Annotated in this window: 16 protein-coding genes; 8 read left to right on the forward strand and 8 right to left on the reverse strand. The window is 66.6% G+C overall.

What is annotated here, in order from left to right:
• Positions 1 to 80: 80 nt before the first annotated feature.
• Positions 81 to 1,007, forward strand: coding sequence for a LysR family transcriptional regulator (locus tag PFY01_RS11130; RefSeq protein WP_271041321.1), 927 nt, complete (start codon positions 81 to 83; stop codon positions 1,005 to 1,007).
• 3 nt (positions 1,008 to 1,010) lie between these two features.
• Here PFY01_RS11130 and PFY01_RS11135 read toward each other — a convergent pair whose 3' ends face one another.
• Genes PFY01_RS11135 through PFY01_RS11150 form a run of 4 tightly spaced genes read right to left on the reverse strand, consistent with a single transcriptional unit; the run spans position 1,011 to position 3,598 of the window.
• A complete protein-coding gene (locus PFY01_RS11135) occupies positions 1,011 to 1,307 on the reverse strand; it encodes a hemolysin (RefSeq protein ID WP_271041322.1) in 297 nt (98 codons plus the stop codon).
• A gap of 21 nt (positions 1,308 to 1,328) precedes the next feature.
• The gene (locus PFY01_RS11140; RefSeq protein WP_271041323.1) at positions 1,329 to 1,685 is read right to left on the reverse strand and encodes a hypothetical protein; all 357 of its coding nucleotides are present in this window, start codon (positions 1,683 to 1,685) and stop codon (positions 1,329 to 1,331) included.
• Positions 1,643 to 2,101 (reverse strand): DNA polymerase III subunit chi, encoded by a 459-nt coding sequence (locus PFY01_RS11145; RefSeq protein WP_271041324.1) that lies wholly within the window; start codon positions 2,099 to 2,101, stop codon positions 1,643 to 1,645. Before PFY01_RS11145 ends, PFY01_RS11140 begins: the two co-directional genes overlap by 43 nt.
• A gap of 21 nt (positions 2,102 to 2,122) precedes the next feature.
• The gene (locus PFY01_RS11150; RefSeq protein ID WP_271041325.1) at positions 2,123 to 3,598 is read right to left on the reverse strand and encodes a leucyl aminopeptidase; all 1,476 of its coding nucleotides are present in this window, start codon (positions 3,596 to 3,598) and stop codon (positions 2,123 to 2,125) included.
• 143 nt (positions 3,599 to 3,741) lie between these two features.
• On the opposite strand from PFY01_RS11150, the gene PFY01_RS11155 reads away from it, so the two are divergent.
• The 7 genes from PFY01_RS11155 to PFY01_RS11185 all read left to right on the forward strand — a co-directional run bounded on the left by PFY01_RS11155 (position 3,742) and on the right by PFY01_RS11185 (position 12,866).
• Positions 3,742 to 4,878, forward strand: coding sequence for an LptF/LptG family permease (locus PFY01_RS11155; protein ID WP_271041326.1), 1,137 nt, complete (start codon positions 3,742 to 3,744; stop codon positions 4,876 to 4,878).
• The gene (gene lptG, locus PFY01_RS11160) at positions 4,875 to 6,014 is read left to right on the forward strand and encodes an LPS export ABC transporter permease LptG (RefSeq protein WP_153924301.1); all 1,140 of its coding nucleotides are present in this window, start codon (positions 4,875 to 4,877) and stop codon (positions 6,012 to 6,014) included. The genes PFY01_RS11155 and lptG overlap by 4 nt, the downstream gene beginning before the upstream one ends.
• A gap of 108 nt (positions 6,015 to 6,122) precedes the next feature.
• Positions 6,123 to 8,486, forward strand: coding sequence for an LPS-assembly protein LptD (locus tag PFY01_RS11165; RefSeq protein WP_271041327.1), 2,364 nt, complete (start codon positions 6,123 to 6,125; stop codon positions 8,484 to 8,486).
• A gap of 72 nt (positions 8,487 to 8,558) precedes the next feature.
• Entirely contained in the window at positions 8,559 to 9,926 is a 1,368-nt protein-coding gene (locus tag PFY01_RS11170) for a peptidylprolyl isomerase (RefSeq protein ID WP_271041328.1), read from the forward strand.
• The gene (pdxA, locus tag PFY01_RS11175; protein WP_271041329.1) at positions 9,923 to 10,927 is read left to right on the forward strand and encodes a 4-hydroxythreonine-4-phosphate dehydrogenase PdxA; all 1,005 of its coding nucleotides are present in this window, start codon (positions 9,923 to 9,925) and stop codon (positions 10,925 to 10,927) included. Before PFY01_RS11170 ends, pdxA begins: the two co-directional genes overlap by 4 nt.
• A gap of 8 nt (positions 10,928 to 10,935) precedes the next feature.
• Positions 10,936 to 11,745, forward strand: coding sequence for a 16S rRNA (adenine(1518)-N(6)/adenine(1519)-N(6))-dimethyltransferase RsmA (gene rsmA, locus PFY01_RS11180; RefSeq protein WP_271041330.1), 810 nt, complete (start codon positions 10,936 to 10,938; stop codon positions 11,743 to 11,745).
• Positions 11,742 to 12,866, forward strand: a complete 1,125-nt coding sequence (locus tag PFY01_RS11185; protein ID WP_271041331.1) for a pyridoxal phosphate-dependent aminotransferase — start codon at positions 11,742 to 11,744, stop codon at positions 12,864 to 12,866. The genes rsmA and PFY01_RS11185 overlap by 4 nt, the downstream gene beginning before the upstream one ends.
• Here PFY01_RS11185 and PFY01_RS11190 read toward each other — a convergent pair.
• The 4 genes from PFY01_RS11190 to mltG all read right to left on the reverse strand — a co-directional run bounded on the left by PFY01_RS11190 (position 12,863) and on the right by mltG (position 17,483).
• Positions 12,863 to 14,494 (reverse strand): ATP-binding protein, encoded by a 1,632-nt coding sequence (locus tag PFY01_RS11190; protein ID WP_271041332.1) that lies wholly within the window; start codon positions 14,492 to 14,494, stop codon positions 12,863 to 12,865. The two genes, PFY01_RS11185 and PFY01_RS11190, sit on opposite strands and share 4 nt — an antisense overlap.
• Before the next feature lie 316 nt (positions 14,495 to 14,810).
• Entirely contained in the window at positions 14,811 to 15,452 is a 642-nt protein-coding gene (gene gmk / locus PFY01_RS11195) for a guanylate kinase (RefSeq protein ID WP_039247959.1), read from the reverse strand.
• Positions 15,442 to 16,326: a YicC/YloC family endoribonuclease gene (locus tag PFY01_RS11200; RefSeq protein WP_271041333.1), complete on the reverse strand. Its 885-nt coding sequence runs from the start codon at positions 16,324 to 16,326 to the stop codon at positions 15,442 to 15,444. The genes gmk and PFY01_RS11200 overlap by 11 nt, the downstream gene beginning before the upstream one ends.
• The gene (gene mltG, locus PFY01_RS11205) at positions 16,323 to 17,483 is read right to left on the reverse strand and encodes an endolytic transglycosylase MltG (protein WP_271041334.1); all 1,161 of its coding nucleotides are present in this window, start codon (positions 17,481 to 17,483) and stop codon (positions 16,323 to 16,325) included. The genes PFY01_RS11200 and mltG overlap by 4 nt, the downstream gene beginning before the upstream one ends.

Here is a 17,483-nt window from a genome sequence, read left to right on the forward strand (position 1 = left end):
CTTGACGTCAAGATAGAGATCGGCGACCGATCAGAAATAGAAACAACCGAAACTCATCGTTTCAGGACGCGAGGCCGCCCATGTCCCGCCTGCCCGATCTGGAAGCCCTAGCCATCTTCGCCAAGGTCGCCGACAGCCAATCCTTTTCCGGCGCAGCCGAGACGCTGGGCCTATCCAAGGCCACCGTATCCAAGGCGATCACGCGCCTGGAACAGCAACTGAAGACCACACTGCTCCACCGCACGTCGCGGCGCTTCGCCCTCACCGATGCAGGTCGCACCCTGGCCGCCCGCGCCGCCCACATGCTGGCCGAGGCCGAGGGCGCGGTGTCGGAGGCGTTGGACATGTCCGTCACCCCGCGCGGCTTGGTGCGACTGGCGGCGCCCATGTCGTTCGGCATGGCCTATGTGGCCCCAGCCCTGCCCGAGTTCCTCGCCACTCACCCAGACGTGTCGGTCGATCTGCACCTGTCGGACGAGGTCATCGATCTGGTCGGCGGCGGCTTTGACTGCGCGCTGAGGATCGCCGCCCTGGCCGATTCCTCGTTGACGGCGCGCAAGCTGCGGCCTGTGGCCCGCGCCCTGGTGGCCTCGCCTTCCTATCTGGATCAGCGGGGTCGCCCCACCCATCCCGACGATCTGGCTCGTCACGCCTGCCTCGGCTACGCCTACATGCCCAGTCCCGACACCTGGCGGTTCAGCAATGAGGCGGGTGAAGAAGTGGTCGTGCATCCGCGCGGGCCGCTGCGCGCCAACAACTCCGACGCTCTGACGGCGTCGTTGTGCGCGGGTCTGGGGCTATTTCCACAGCCGGACTTCATCTATTGGAAGGACGTCGCCGATGGCCATCTCGAGACGGTGATGACCGACTGGCGGCTGCCGCCCATCGCCCTGCATCTGGTGGCGCCCAGCGGCGGACCGCGCCCGGCCAGGGTCACGGCCTTCATGGACTATCTGGCGGCGAAGTTCAGCGGACCGCTGTGGCCGGGCGATACGGTGGGGCGCTAACGCTCAACCGCACTTCACTTCGCGCACGATGTTGGTCGCCTCGTCATAGACGAAGTTCACCCGATTCTCGCGATAGTCCATGGTCGCGGCGCAGGTGGTGCACAGCACACGGAAGGTCTGGCCGGCGGGCGCGGTCGGGATGGTCGAACGGTTGCGGCCGACATAACTCTGATAATCCGAAACCTTGCACGCCTTGAAGGCGGTGTCCGATCCGGGCGCAGGCTCGGCGGTGTGGACCGGCGCGCAGGCTGACACGGCCAAGGCTCCAGCGGCCAACAGGGTGCTCACGATGATCTTCATGGTCGTCTCCTTGCGTCTGGGTCAGCCGCAGCGGACCTGTTCAATGATGCCGGTCTGTTCGTTGTAGAAGATGTTCAGACGATAGGCGGAGAAGTCCTGCGTCACCGGGCAGGTGGTGCAGGTGACACGCCGATTAACGACGTCCACGGGCACGGGGATTTCGGTCCGGGACTTGCCCACCAGATACTGCATCTCGCCGGCCTTGCAGACGTCCTCGGTCTGCCCGGTCGGCATCCGGCTGCCGACGGGCGGATTCAACTGGGCCTGCTCGACCGCACGCGGCGCGGGCGCCTCAGAAACCGGCGTCGAACAGCCGGCCAGCAGAACCAGTCCGATCAGGCCGCCTTTTCCCAGCGCCCTTCGTCCGTTTGACGCCAATAGGCCAGGTTCGCGCCCTGCCCCTTCAGCGCCTTCCAGCGTCCCCGCGCGTGTTGCAAAGCCGGCTCGTCGCGACCGTCGAAAATAATGAAGCATCTTTCGAACCCTTCCGTCCCGCCCAGTTCTGCGTCGTCGACTATGAACAGCGCCTGAGCGCCGTTCAGGTTCTCGCCCGTCTCGCTCAACAGCACAGGCTGACGCTCGGCATGGGGCTGATAGGCCCGGCCGTGCGGCAGGAAGCTGTCATCGCGAAACGTCCACAGCGTCTCGTCGACCTCATCCAGTCGATGCGAATGCGACGATTTGATCATGGCCCGCCAGCCCCGCTCGATCGTCTTTTCGAGCAGGGTTGGCAGCACCTGATCCAGCGATGAACGCTCCAGGTGATAGAACCAGATTTCGGGCTTGTCGCTCACCCGGCTCTACCTCCCGACCGATCAGCCTTCGTAGGAATCCGCGACCATCCGGTCCAGAGTCCGCACAGCGAAGCCGACGCCGCCTTCCGGCACGGTGGGGCTGGGGCTCTTGTTGGCCCAGGCTGTCGGGGCGATGTCCAGGTGCGCCCACGGCACGCCGTTGGTGAAGCGTTGCAGGAACAGGGCGGCGGTGATCGAGCCACCGGCGCGGCCGTTTCCGGTGTTCTTCACATCGGCGATCTTGGAATCGATGTGCTGCTCGTAGATGGCCGGGATCGGCATGCGCCAGAAGTTCTCGCCGACCTTCTTGGCCGCCGCCAGGATCGGGTCGGCGACATCGTCGGAGTTCGAGAAGACGCCGGCGTAATCCAGACCCAGAGCCACGATCATCGCACCCGTCAGGGTGGCCAGGTCGATCATGAATTTCGGCTTGAAACGCTCCTGCGTGTACCAGAGGGCGTCGGCCAGGACGAGGCGACCTTCGGCGTCGGTGTTGATGACCTCCACCGTCTGACCCGACATGGACACGACCACGTCGCCCGGACGCTGGGCGTTGCCGTCCGGCATGTTTTCGACCAAGCCCAGAACGCCAATGACGTTGGCCTTGGCCTTGCGGCTGGCCAGGGCGATCATGGTGCCGGTCACGGCGGCCGCGCCGCCCATGTCCCACTTCATGTCTTCCATACCGTCCGCCGGCTTGATCGAGATGCCGCCAGTGTCGAAACAGACGCCCTTGCCGACGAAGGCCAGGGGCTGAGCGCCGGCTTCGCCGCCGTTCCACTTCATGATCGCAAGCTGGCTTTCGCGACGGCTGCCCTGGCCCACGCCCAACAGGGTGCGCATGCCCAGCTTCTCCATCTCGGCCTCGCCGAGGATTTCGACCTCCAAGCCCAGGCTCTCCAGCGCCTTCACCCGCTTGGCGAACTCGGCCGGATACAGGACGTTGGCGGGTTCGGACACCAGGTCGCGCGCGAAGATCACGCCGTCGGCCACCGCCGACAGCGGCTCCAGCGCGGCTTCTGCGCCTCGCAGGTCGGTTGTGACCACGCGGATGGCGGTGATCGACGGAATCTTGTCGGCCTTTTGCGTCGTGCGATATTTGTCGAAGCGATAGGCGGCCAGACGCGCGGCGAAACCGACGCGGGCGGCCTGCTCAGGCGACAGGTCCGAAGCGTCGATCGTCAGCACCTCGGCGCCCGACAGCTTGACCGCCGCATAGGCGTTGCCGCCGAAGGCCTCGACCGCCAGATCGTCCATCTTGTCCTTGGCGCCGGCGCCGACCAGCAGCACGGCGTCCGCCTCGACACCCGCCGGCGCGGCGATGCTCAGGCTCTGCCCGGCCTTGCCGGTGAAACGCCCCTTGCCCGCCGCCTTGGTCAGGGCGCCGTTGGCCTTGCCGTCCAGCGCGGTCCCGGCGGCGGTGAAGCTGCGATCTTCAAAAACCGGAACGGCCAGGATTTCGGCGGCGTCCACGGCGGCGACGAATTCGATCTTCATTCAATCAACTCCAGCCAGGCCCCACCCGGCGTCTGCAAACAGCAAAATGACAACGGCGCGTCTGCTTGTCGCGGACGCGCCCTGATGTGCTACTAGATGCGCCTCAATGTCGCCGCCTGCAACCGGGCGAAGTCCATCCGCCCATGACCCTGATTCAAAGATACCTTTTTCGCCAGATCCTGTTCCCTGTGATCGCCGCGTGCGCAGCGCTGGCGGGAATCGGGATTTTGAGCCAAAGCCTCGACCAACTCCAGGTCATCGTGGAGCGGGGTCAGAGCGTGTGGATCATGGTCAAGCTGACCCTGCTCGCCCTGCCGCAACTGCTGTCGGTGATTCTGCCGATCGGCCTTTTCGTCGGCGCGCTCATCGCCCTGACCCGTCTGCAACGCGAACAGGAGCTGACAGCGGCCTTCGCCGGGGGCATGACCCGGTGGCAGGTCATATCCCCCGCCGCCCGTATCGCCGTGCTGGTCGCCCTGGTCGCTCTGTTGGTCAACGTCTTCATTCTGCCTTGGGCGCAGCAGGAAGCGCGGCGACAGGCCTTCGACATCCGCACGGACCTCGCCGCTCTGCTGGTCGAGGAAGGCCAGTTCGTTCAGGGGCCTGACGGTCTGACCGTCTATGTGCAGCAGATCGAACAGAACGGTCTGTTGAAGAACCTGTTCGTCTATCTAGACGACAAAGACAAGGTCACGACCTGGAACGCGTCGGAGGCGCGCTTCAGCCGCGACGCCGGCGGCATTCCGATCCTGACCATGATCGACGGCTCGGCCCAGCGCTATTCGTCGGGTGGCGTACTGGAGACGCTGTCGTTCGGGCGATACGATTTCTCTCTCGCGCCCTTCGTGGGGGTGACCGACACTATTCGCTACAAGCCGACCGACCTCTATCTGCGCCAGCTGCTAAACCCGACGGCCAAGGTGCTCGAGGTCGCCGGCTCGCGTGGCGAACTGCTAGCCGAGGCGCATTCTCGGCTGGCCTCGCCGCTCTACGCCATGGTCGCCATGGCCCTGGCGCTTTCGGCCATTCTGGGCGGCGCCTTCAGCCGCACCGGCTATACCTTGCGCATCGCCAAGGCGGCGGGCCTGTTCCTGGTCCTGCGCGTCGTTGGCTATGGCCTTGTCGCCGCCAGCGCCTGGAACGGCTGGATGAATGTGCTCCAATACGTCGTGCCGGTCGTGGCCATTGTCGTCGCCCTGCGAGTTCTGTTCCGCGCGCTGAAGCCGCGTCGCAGCCGGACAACCGCCGCCCTGCGCGATTTGAAGGCCAAGTTCGCATGACCGCCGTCGTCGCCTCCGCCCGTCGTTCGCCGCATATCCCCCGTCTGGGTGGGATCGAACGCTATGTGCTGGTCCAGCAGCTGAAATCGCTGGGCGTGGCCCTGGCCGTAATTTCGGCCCTCGTCATGCTGATCGACTTTGTCGAGGTCTCGCGCGGCGTCGGCTCGGCGCAGGATTTGTCGGCCGTCCGCATTTTCGGCCTGGTGCTGCTGAAGTCGCCCTCGGTCATCGTGCAGTTGATGCCGTTCGTCTTCCTGTTCGGCACCCTGTCGGCCTTCATCAGCCTGAACCGACGCAGCGAACTGATCGCCATGCGCGCGGCGGGCGTCTCCGCCTGGCGTTTCGTCCTGCCGGCGGCCGGCATGGCCTTCGTCCTGGGCGTGCTGACCGTCACTGTATTGGGTCCGATGGCCTCGGCCGGCGACGGTCTGTGGCAACGCGAACGCGCACGGATTTCCGGCACCGCGCCCGGCGGCGATCCCAAGGAGGCGATCTGGCTGCGCGAGGGCGACGATCAGCGCCAGATGATCATCCGCGCCGGCCAGCAGGACCGCGCCAACGCGCGCCTGCTGAACGTCAGCTTCTTCATCTATACGACCGCCCCCGGCGGCGGCCGCACCTTCTCCGAACGGATCGACGCCAAGTCGGCCTCTCTGAACGCCGGCAGCTGGCGCCTGACCGATGCGGTCGGCGCCCAGATCGGCCAGCGCGCCGTCACCTATTCCAGCCTGACCCTGGTCTCCAGCCTTGCGGACGACGAGGCGTTCGATCGTTTCGCCCGCCCTCAGGCCACGCCCTTCTGGTCGCTGCCCAACCAGATCAGCCGAATCGAGAACGCGGGCTTCACCTCCACCGCCTATCGCCTGCGCTTCCAGCAACTTCTGGCCACGCCGCTGGTGTTCGCCGCCATGTCTATCCTGGCCGCCGCCTTCTCGCTGCGGCTGATGCGTTTGGGCGACCTGGCGCGCATGAGCGTGGCGGCCGTGGTGCTGGGCTTCGCCTTCTTCTTCCTGAACCAGTTTTCGTCGGCGATGGGATCGGCCGAGGTCGTGGCGCCGTTCGTCGCCGCCTGGCTACCGCCTGTTCTTACGGCGCTCGCAGCCTTGACCTTGCTGTTTTATACCGAAGACGGCTAATCGGGCGCTCGCTTCTCAGACTACGGATGGCCTATGCAGGGTGATCGGCGCTTCGACGCTTTCAAAGCAAGGCTTCTCGCCGGTGCGGCCCTGGTCGCCTGCGCGCCCTTGGCGACGCCCGCATGGGCGCAAACGACCCCTCCTGCCGCTGCCGCGCCTTCCGACGGCCTGCCGCCCGAAGCGGTCTATGTCGATGCCGACAATGCGCGTCGCGAAGGCGACAACATCATCGTCAGCGGCACGCCCGAGAACCGCGCCTATGTCCGCACGCGCGGCCATGTGCTGCGCGGCGAGAACCTGTCCTATGATTTGAACGCCGGTTCGGCGACGGCCGAAGGCCGCGTCGAGGCTATCGCGCCCGACGGCACCGTGGTCTACGCCAGCCGTCTCGAGCTGGACGAAAACCTGGAGACCGGCGTCGCCGTGGATTTCGCCACGCGTCTGGCCAACGGCGCCAGTCTGATGGCCGCAACGGCTGTGCGTCGTAGCGAGAATGTCAGCGAGCTGAACTACGCCCGCTTCACCCCCTGCCCGATCTGCGACGATGGTGGTCCCAAGACGCCGACCATCTCCATCCAGGCGGAAAAGGTGACGCAGGACGAGCAGTTGCGCGCGATCCTGTATCGCAACGCTGTGTTCTACATCGGCCCGGTGCCCGTCTTCTACACGCCCTTCTTCGCCCACCCCGATCCCTCGGTGGAGCGGGCCTCAGGCTTCCTGGTGCCCATCGTCAACTATGACGAGGGTCGCGGCGTCTCCGTCGAGGTTCCCTATCTGCAAGTCGTATCGCCGTCCGAGGACTGGCTGATCAGCCCGCAGATCAACACCAGGGTCGCCCCGCTGCTGAACCTGCAATGGCGCCGAAGGTTCGCCAACGGCATGATCGTGGCGCGCGGCGGCTATACCTACGAGCGCGAGTTCGGCGACTTCGATCGGGACGGCGACGGCGATTTCGAAAGCAACGTCAAGTTCGGCGATCGCGAACACCGCAGCTATCTGTTGTCGCACGGCGAGTTCGATCCGGATGGCCCGTGGCGGTTCGGCTTCACGGCCGAGCGCACCTCGGACAAGACGCTGTTCGATCGCTACGATGTGCGCTCTCCGTATCAGGACAACGGCCTGTATTACGGCGACCGCCGTCGTCTGATCAGCCAGATCTACGCCGAACATCAGACCGATCGGTCCTATGTTTCGGTCGCGGCCTTCTCGATCCAGAGCCTGCGCCTGAACCCGGCCTTCGCCGCGACAGATTTCCGCGACGCCAACGGCTTCAAGGTGTTCGAGGACGACGACACCCTGCCCTTGGTCGCCCCGTTGATCGATGCCCGCTGGGAACCGCGCGAGCTCGTCTTCGGCGGCCGGCTGCGCCTGAAGGGCTCGGCCGTTTCTCTCTACCGCGACGCTTTCGTCGGCGCGCCGATCCTGAATCCGGAAATCGTTCCCCCCGTCACGACAGGTCTGGCCGGCGTGGACAGCCGCCGCATCACGGGCCAGGTGGAATGGCGACGGGCGATCATCCTGCCCGTCGGCGTGCGGGTGGAGCCGTTCGTCGATACGCGCGTCGATCTCTATTCCATGTCCGACCTGCCTCCGATGATGGGCGTCGACACCGACGAGACGGTCAGTCGGTCCAGATTCAGCGCGGGCGTGGATGTCGCCTATCCTCTGATCAAACGCATCGCCGACGCCGACATCATCTTGGAGCCGGTGGGTCAGGTCTCGGTCTCTAACAAGGTCAGCCTGGACCGCCGCATCCCCATCGAGGACTCCCAGGTTCTGGAGTTGGACGAGTCGTCGCTGTTCCGCATGGATCGCTTCTCCGGCTACGATCTGCTGGAAGGCGGCGCGCGCGTGACGGCGGGCGGGCGCGCCACGATTCGCTGGGCTGAAGGGCGCAAGGCCAGCCTGTTCGTGGGACGCAGCTATCGTTTCGACCAGCAGGACGACTTCAAGACGTCCATTCCCGATGATCCCGCGCGTCTCTATGACCCGACGGGTCTGGCCTCCGAGACCTCCGACTGGGTGGTCCAGGGCGACTTCTCGCCGTCGGATCGCATCCGCAGCTGGTTCCACGCCACGGTGGATGGTTCTGGCGAGGTACGTCGCGCCGAAGCGGCGCTGGACGGCCGCTGGGGGCGCCGCAACCTGGCCACCGTCAGCTACATTCTGGATCAGTCGAACCCCGTCGACGGGCCGCTGAACCGCAACTACGAATTCGTCCAGTTGGCGGGACAGCAGTTCGTCTTCCAGAACTGGGGCTTCACCGTCGCCGGCATCGCCGATCTGGACCAGAACGAGATCACGCGATCCGAAGTCGGCGTGCTGTTCGACGACGACTGCCTGCGGTTCGAACTGGGCTATCGGCGCGACAACACCCGCGCACGGCCGGGCGGCCCGTCGGAAGGCATCTATGTGCGCCTAAACCTCGCCACTTTCGGAGGTTCAGGTTATGGACAGGGCGATATGCGTTGAGCATGACGCTTTACGGGGCGCGACCGCCTGCCGGCCTGGCTGGCGGACCGCTGTGAGGAATCAGGACGACCAATGGGTTTGATGCGTTATTCGACGGGGGCTGCGCTCGCGGCAGTCCTCCTCGCCGGTTCGGCCTATGCCCAGACGGCGCCCGCTCCGGCACAGACCCCCACGCCCGCGCAAGGTCCTGCGGCCGGCGCGCCGAACCCGGCGGCGGAGGAAGCCCCGACGACGGCGCGCCCCGCCCCTCAGTTCGAAATGGCGGACGGCATCGTCGCCACGGTCAACGACAAGATCATCACCGGCTTTGATCTGCGTCAGCGCATGCTGATGCTGATCGCCTCGTCTCAGGTTCAGCCGACCGAGCAGAACCTGCCCGCCATTCAGCAGGCCGCCCTGAACGCCCTGATCGAGGATCGCCTCAAAGATCAGGAGATGGCCAAGTTCGAGACCCTGAAGGTCACGGACGAGGAAGTCGACGGCGAGATCGCCGAAATGGCCCGCGCCGCCGGCACGACGCCGCAGGCCTATATGCAGTTCCTGCAACAGGGCGGCATCCAGCCCGCCGCCTTCCGCGACAACCTGCGCACCCAGATCGGCTGGAGCCAGCTGATCCCGGGTCGCTTCAACAGCCGCGCCCGCGCCAGCACTCTTCAGGTCGATCAGGAAGTCCGCCGGCTGAACGAGGCCGCCTCCAAGCCCCAGTTCCTGCTCGGTGAAATCTATATCGACGCCGCCCGGGTCGGCGGCGCGCAGGCGGCCCTGAACGGCGCCCGTCAGCTGGTTCAGCAGATCATCCAGGGCGCGCCGTTCCAGGCCGTCGCCCAGCAGTTCTCCGCCGCCCCCTCGGCCAGCGCCCGCGTGCCGGGCGATGCAGGCTGGGTGGTCAAGGATTCGCTTCAGCCGGCTGTGCAGTCAGTGTTGGAACAGCTCCAGCCGGGCCAGCTGTCGAACCCGATCGTCGTCGATGGCGGCGTCTATATCCTCTACCTGCGCGACAAGCGTGACGGCGCCTCCACCAGCCTGGTATCGCTGAAGCAGGTCATGGTCGAACTGCCAGAAACCGCGTCGGAAGCTGATCTGGCCGCCGCGACCGCCAAGCTGGAAGGTCTGCGTAACGGCTTGACCTGCGACAACATCATCTCCCAGGCCCGCGCGACACAGGGCGTCCTGGGCGCCGATCTCGGCGAATCCGACGTCGCCAACCTGGCGCCCCAGTTCCAGCAGTTCGCCCGCACCGGCGAAATCGGTTCAGTCTCGACGCCGATCCGCACCCCGCTGGGCCTGCACTTGGTCGCCGTCTGCGGTCGTCGTGTCGGCGGACCGGAAGCGCCGAACCGTCAGCAGGTCGAAAACCGTCTGCGCGCCCAGAACCTGGCCGTGCTGGAGCGCCGCTATCTGCGCGACCTGCGCAGCGACGCCCTGATCGAGTTCAAATGACCCCAGCGGTCGCGCCTCTGGTTCTGACGCTGGGCGAACCCGCCGGCGTCGGGCCGGAGATCGTGGCCGCCGCCTGGAAAGCGTTGCGCGCCGAGCCGACGCCCTTCGCCGTCATCGGCGACGCCGCGCTGCTGCGCGCACAAGGCGTCGCCGTGGCTGAAGTCGGGACTCCCGGTGACGCTCGTGATCTGTTCGGCTCCGCCCTTCCCGTCCTTCATCGCTCCCTGCCCGCGTCGGTCCTGGTCGGGTCGCCCGATCCGGCCAATGCCTCGGCCGTCGCGGACGGGATCGAGGAGGCGGTCAGCTTCGCCCTGTCCGGCGAGGCGTCCGGCGTCGTCACCGCCCCGATCGCCAAGGCGCCGATGTACGCCTCGGGCTTTCGCTTTCCCGGCCATACCGAGTTCATCGCCGAACTGACCGCCGATGCGCCCTATGCCGGCACGCGAGGGCCGGTGATGATGCTGACGGCCCAGAATCTGCGCGCCTGTCTCGTCACCATTCACGTCGCCCTGGACCAGGTGCCGGAACTGGTCACGGCCGAGCGTGTCGCCCGCACTGCCCGCGTCGTCCACGAAAGTTTGAAACGCGACTTCGCCATCGCTCGCCCACGCTTGGCCATGGCGGCCCTCAATCCCCACGCGGGCGAAGGCGGCGCACTTGGTCTGCAAGAACGCGACATCCTGATCCCCGTCGCCGAACAGCTTCGCGCCGAGGGCATCGACATCACCGACCCCCGACCGGCCGACACCCTGTTCCATGACCAGGCGCGCGCGACCTATGACGCCGCCATCTGCATGTATCACGATCAGGCCCTGATCCCGGTCAAGACGCTGGACTTCTGGGGCGGGGTCAACGTCTCCCTGGGCCTGCCCATCATCCGCACCTCGCCCGATCACGGGACCGGTTTCGACATCGCCGGCAAGGGCGTCGCGCGTCCGGACAGTCTGATCGCCGCCATTCGACTGGCATCGGAGATGGCGGCGGCCCGCGCCGCGCGCTAACAGGGCGTGTGACCGACCTTCCCTCTCTCCGCGAAACCCTCGACGCCCATGGCCTTTCGGCAAAGAAGAGCTTTGGCCAGCATTTCCTGCTGGACCTGAACGTCACCCGCAAGATCGTGCGGCTGGCCGGTTCCTTCGACGGACGCGCGGTGATCGAGGTCGGCCCCGGCCCCGGCGGCCTGACCCGCGCCCTGCTGGAATCCGACGCCGGCGCCGTGGTGCTGGTGGAAAAGGATCCGCGCTTCATTCCCTTGCTGACCGAACTGGACGACGGCTCCGGTCGCCTGACCATCGTCGAAGCCGATGCGCTGAAGGTGAAGGAGGCCGATCTGGTCTCAGGCCCGACCCATCTGGTGTCCAACCTGCCCTACAATGTCGGCACTCCTCTGCTGATCAAATGGCTGACCGGCCCGTGGCTGCCCCACAGCCTGACCCTGATGTTCCAGAAGGAAGTCGCCGAGCGCGTCGCCGCAGGGCCGGGCGAGGACGCCTACGGCCGTCTGGCCGTCATCGCCCAGGCCGTCTGCACCGCCCGCATCGTCATGCATCTGCCTGCCGCCGCCTTCACGCCGCCGCCCAAGGTGGCCTCGGCCGTCGTCCATCTGGTTCCGCTGTATGAGCGCCCGTCGCCGGAACGCCTGAAGAAGCTGGAACGCGTCACCGCCGCCGCCTTCGGCCAGCGCCGCAAGATGCTGCGGTCCAGCCTGAAACAACTGGGCGGCGCCGCCCTGTGCGAGGCCGCCGGCATTGAGCCCGACGCCCGCGCCGAAACCATTGATGTCGCGGGCTTCCTGCAACTGGCGGATGCCCTTCAATGACCGTCGAACCGTTCCGCGCCATCTCCGTCAGCCGCCTGGCGCATCAGCTCAAGAGCGAAGGTCGTTCGATCATCCATATGGAGTTCGGCCAGCCCTCCACGGGCGCGCCCGCCGCCGCGATTGCGCGAGCGCATCAGGTGCTGGACGCCGATGCGATGGGCTATTGGGAAAGTCCCGATCTGCGCAATCGGATCGCGCGCCTCTACGACGAGCGATACGGCGTCGCCGTCGATCCCAATCGCATCCTGCTGACCTGCGGGGCCTCACCAGCCCTGGTGCTGGCGCTCAGCACCCTGTTCAAGCCCGGCGATCGGATCGCCCTGGCTCGGCCCGGCTATGTCGCCTATCGCAACAGCCTGCGCGCCCTGCATCTTGAGCCGGTGGAGATCGCCTGCGGTCCCGAGACCCGGTTTCAGCTCACCGCCGCCCAACTCCAGGCGCTGGATCCCGCCCCTGCAGGCATCATCATCGCCAGCCCCGCCAACCCGACCGGCACCATCATCCCGGACGCCGAGCTGGCCGCCATCGCCGAGGTCTGCCGCGCGCGCAACATCGCCATCGTGTCGGACGAGATCTACCACGGCCTCAGCTACGTCGGCCCGACGCCCTCGATGCTGCAGTTTGCGCCCGACGCCGTGGTCATCAACAGCTTCTCCAAATACTGGAGCATGGCGGGCTGGCGCCTGGGTTGGCTCCTGGTCCCGGAGGCGCGGATCGACGCCGCCCGCGCCTATATCGGCAACATGTTCCTGACCCCGCCCAGCCTCAGCCAGCATGCCGGTCTGGTCGCCATGGACGCGATCGATGAGCTGGAAGCCCATATCCAGACCTACGCCCGCAACCGCCAGCTCATGCTGGAGGCCCTGCCCGCACTGGGTCTGCGTAAGATCGCGCCTCCCGACGGCGCCTTCTACATCTGGGCGGACATCGGCCATCTGACGAACGACAGCGTGGCCTTCTGCGAGCATTTGCTGCGCGACACCGGCGTCGCCACCGCGCCCGGCGTCGACTTCGACCCCGTCGAAGGCCACCACTTCGTCCGCTTCAGCTTCGCCGTCTCGACCCCCGAGATCGAAGACGCCTTGAGCCGCCTGCGTCCCTGGTTCGCGGCCCTGGCTTAAGCCGCCTTCGCCGGCGCCGCCGTCGATGTCGCCCGGTGCAGGGTGTCGTAGAGCTTCTTCGGCTCCAGCGGCTTGGCCAACCAGTCCGTCATGCCGGCCGCGTAGCAGGCCTGCACCTGTTCGGCCTCCGTGCCCGCGCTGAACCCGATCACCGGGGCGTCCGCATTGGGGCCGTCAGACGCGCGCAATCGCCGTGTCGTCTCGTTGCCATCGATGCCCGGCATATTCACATCCATCAGCACCACGTCGAACGCTTTCTCCGACAGCAGCGCCAGCGCCAGATGGCCGTCAGAGGCCGTGGTCAGATCGACATCCAGCGGCTGAAGCACGAGCGAGATCGTGCGGCGATTGATCTCGTGATCGTCCACGGCCAGGACGCGAAGCCGCCGGGCCAGAACGGGCGCCGCCGTCTCCTGCCCGTCCAAAGCCTGCGTCCGCTGACCCGCTGGCAGATCGACACATAGGGTGAAGGCCGCGCCCTGCCCCGGCGTGCTCTCGACCGTCAGGTCGCCGCCCATCAACCGCGCCAGTTCACGACTGACGGTCAGGCCCAAGCCCGTCCCGCCATAGGTGCGCGCCACCTCGGCGGACCCCTGCGCGAAGGGTGTGAACAGCCGGTTCATCGCGTCTGGCGCAATGCCGGCGCCCTGGTCGATGACGGTCAGGGTCAGACAGTGCTTCCCGTCGCCACGCGGCGCCGACGCTTCAAGACGGATCGCGCCCGACGGCGTGAACTTGATCGCGTTGGACACAAGGTTGTTGATGATCTGGCGCAGACGATAGGGGTCCCCGCGCAGCCACACCGCCTCGCTGTCCACGCCCGACATGTCCAGCGTCAGTCCCTTGTCCGCCGCCGGCGCCGCCCAGAACCGCACCGTATCGCGCATCAAATCGCCCAGCTCGAAGTCGCGGCTTTCCATCGCCATCGCCCCGGCCTCCATCTTGGAGTGGTCCAGCAGATCGTTCAGCATGCCGGTCATCAATCGTCCGGCGTCGATGATCAGGTCGGCCGTCTCCTGGCGGTGCTCCGGCGACTTGCCATCACGAATGACATGGGCGCCGGCCAGGATGGCGCTGACAGGCGTACGCAGCTCATGGCTGACGATCGCCGCCATCGCCGCGCGATCGGCCATGGCCGCCTGCGCCTGCTCCAGCCGCGTTTCCGCTTCCGCCCGGGATTTCACCTCGGCTTCGCGTGATCCGTGCACCCGCCAGTAGATGTTCAGCACCATGCCGACGAACAGGATGGCGGACAGGGTCATGACCACGACCCCGCGGATATCGCCCTGGATCACCTTAATCGCCGGCATCAAGGCCAGCGCCGCCAGATAAGGGCTGCCGCCGATGAAGAATATCCGACGCGAGGCGATGCCGGACGCGACATTGGTCAATAGCCCGCCCGCCATCGTCAGGGCGGCGAGCGTCACCAGCGCTGGATGGTTGGTGGACCAGACCATCAGGGCCATCGCGGCATAGGTCGTCGCCATCACAGTGGTGGACGCCAGGGCGACAAACACGGACAGCGGGCTCTGCGACGCATCGGCGCGTCTGAACGGCGCCATGGCCCACAGTTCGAACGCCTGAACCAGAACCGCGACCGCCAGCCACAGCGGGACCCATCGCAGCATTCCAGCTTCGTTCATGGCCCAACCGACCAAGGCGGCCAGCAAAAGCCTGACCGGGACCTGCCTGACCCTCTCCTTGGCGCTGCTGGCCAGGAGAGGCGCGATCGAATGAAGAAAGCCCATAATACCCCCGTTCACCGCCTGACGTTAGGTCAAGAGGGCGAACAGGACGTAAACCTGAGCCGTTGGGCGGCTACGGGACATTCCCTATGGCCGCGTTTACCGTCCGAAATCTTCTGGGCGGCAAAACAGCGTCAGTAGCGTAGCGTTGAGTACCCCACAGCGCCGCAGGTCCCCACGGCTTGTGGCGCTGTTTTTTTCAGACGGCTTCGTTCAGAAGGGCGGCCTTGTAGTCGCCGACCCACAGGTTCCTGAACCGGCGCGAACGCTCAGCGTGATAGATGTGAGCCAGTTCGGCGTAGGACCGGTCGAAGTCCTCGTTCACCAGTACATAGTCAAAGGCGTCGCAGTGTTCGATTTCGCCCTTGGCGTTGGCCACACGTCGCTCGATCACGTCGTCGGCGTCCTGTGAGCGGGTGACGAGACGGCGACGCAGCTCTTCCAGGCTGGGCGGCAGGATGAAGACGCGCACGGCGTCCTCGGGACATTTCTCGGCCACGTCGCGCGCGCCCTGCCAGTCGATGTCGAACAGGACGTCGCGTCCCTCGGCCAGCGCCTTGTCCACAGGCCCACGCGGGCTGCCGTAGCGATTGCCGTGGACGTCCGCCCATTCCAGGAAGGCGTCCTCGTCGATCAGGCGCTGAAACTCGTCATGGCCGACGAAGTTGTAGTCGCGCCCATGCACCTCGCCTGGCCGAATGCCGCGCGTGGTCATGGAGACGGACAGCTCCAGACCACCGTGATCGGCCATCAACCGGCGGCACAGCGAGGTCTTGCCGGCGCCCGAAGGACTGGCGACGATCAGGAGGACGCCCCGGCGGGGGCTGCGTTCATTCGACATTCTGGACCTGCTCACGCAACTGTTCGATGACGGCCTTGAGCTCCAGGCCGATTCCGGTGAGCGCGGTCGTAGCGGATTTCGAGCACAGCGTGTTGGCCTCACGCATGAATTCTTGCATCAGGAAGTCGAGTTTCCGCCCGGCGGGCACCGAGGCCACAAGCTGACGCGCCGAGGCGACATGGGCGGTCAGCCGATCCAGCTCCTCGCGCACATCGGCCTTGGTCGCCAGAGCGGCTGCTTCCAGAAAAATCCGGTCCTCAAGCCCCGGCGCATCGGGCGCCAGTTCGGAAATTCGGCGGGTGAAGCGATCGCGAATAGCCTCGACCTGCGCGGCCGCCTCACCTTCCGCCTGGGCGACCAGCGCCTCGATCCGAGCGATGAATTCGTCCAGCACCGGCGTCAGTTGCGCGCCCTCGTTCTGGCGTGACGCCTTCAGCGCATCCAGCGCCTCTTCGACTGTGCGGGTCATGGCCGCCTCGACCGCCGCCCGCGCCTCGGGATCGTCCGCCTCCTCGGGCGCCTCGATCACGCCGCGCAGGGCCAGCAGGCCGTCGGCGGACGGCGGCGTTGCGCCGTCTTCAGCCAGTTCGTTCGCCAGCGTCAGATAGCGCGCCAGCACGGCGGCGTTGATTGTGACTGCCGCCTCGCCGGCTTCGGCTCGCTTGGCCTGAACGCCGATGGTGACCTGACCCCGCGCGAACCGCGCCTGGCCGGCCGCCTTGGCTGCGCGCTCCAGCCCGTCGAAACCGTTTGGCCCACGGAATCGGACCTCCAGATTGCGCCCATTGACCGAGCGCGCCTCGACCGACCAGGTCCAGCCTTCGCCGGCCCCGTCGGCCCGGCCGAAGCCGGTCATGCCAGATAGCGTGCTCATCGGGGCCCCTGCGTCGCGCCGGCCGGAAGGGTGATCGTCGCCTGACCATTCTCGATCGACGCGGCGGCCGGCTCGGTCGTCATCGGCGCCGCGCTGGTCCCCGGTGTTGCGGGCGGCGTGGCCTCCGGCGGCAAGCCCGCCTTTTGGCGCTCGATCTGACGCCACCGCGCGACGTTTTGCAGATGCTCGTCATAGGTCAGGGCGAAGGCGTGTCCGCCGGAGCCATCCGCCACAAAGAACAGGGCCGGATCAGCCGGCGGGTTCAACACGGCCTTGACCGCCTCCTTGCCCGGATTGGCGATCGGCGTCGGCGGCAGCCCGTTGATCTGGTAGGTGTTCCACGGCGTCTGAGCCAGTAGCTCCGAGCGCCGGATGCCGCGCCCCAGCGGCCGACCCTTCGTCACGCCGTAGACGATGGTCGGATCGCTCTCCAGCCGCATCCCCGCCCGCAGACGGTTCGTGAACACCGCCGCGACACGCGGTCGTTCCGCCGCCAGCGCGGTTTCCTTCTCCACGATAGAGGCCAGAATCACAGCCTCTTCCGGCGTGCGCGCCACGGTCGCGGGCGACCTCTGGCTCCACAGCAGACGCAGGTTCTCGGTCGCCGCGCGCTGCATCCGGTCGATCACCGACTGGCGCGTGTCGCCGCGCGAAACCTCATAGGTGTCAGGCCACAGGCTGCCTTCCTTGGGCGTTTCGGCGACCGTCCCGGTCAGCACGGCCTCCTTGTTCAGGATGTCCACCGCCTGCAACGACGACCAGCCCTCTGGCAGGGTCACGAAATGGCGCACCACCCGCCCCTCGACCAGCAGGTTCAGCACCCCGGCCAAGGACGTGCCGGACGGCACCTCGTATTCGCCGGCCCTCAACCGACGATCCGCGCCCGTCAGGGTCGCCGCCGCACGGAACAGGTCCGTCGAACGGATCACACCCGCCGCCTTCATCCGCGCGGCGATGGCCGAGACGCCGGACCCGCTGGGCAGGGTGACCACCGTCGTCTGGCCCTGCCGCGCGGACGGTCCCGGCGCATAATAGACCGCCCAGACGGCGATCAGCGCCACCAGCAGGAACAGGCCGAAGGTCGCGGACGCCGTCAGCAGCGAGACCGTAAAGCCCGACCGCCCGCTGGATTTCTCGACCCGCCCGCGCCCGAACAT

The sequence above is a fragment of the Brevundimonas vesicularis genome (genome assembly GCF_027886425.1).
Classification (GTDB): domain Bacteria; phylum Pseudomonadota; class Alphaproteobacteria; order Caulobacterales; family Caulobacteraceae; genus Brevundimonas; species Brevundimonas vesicularis_C.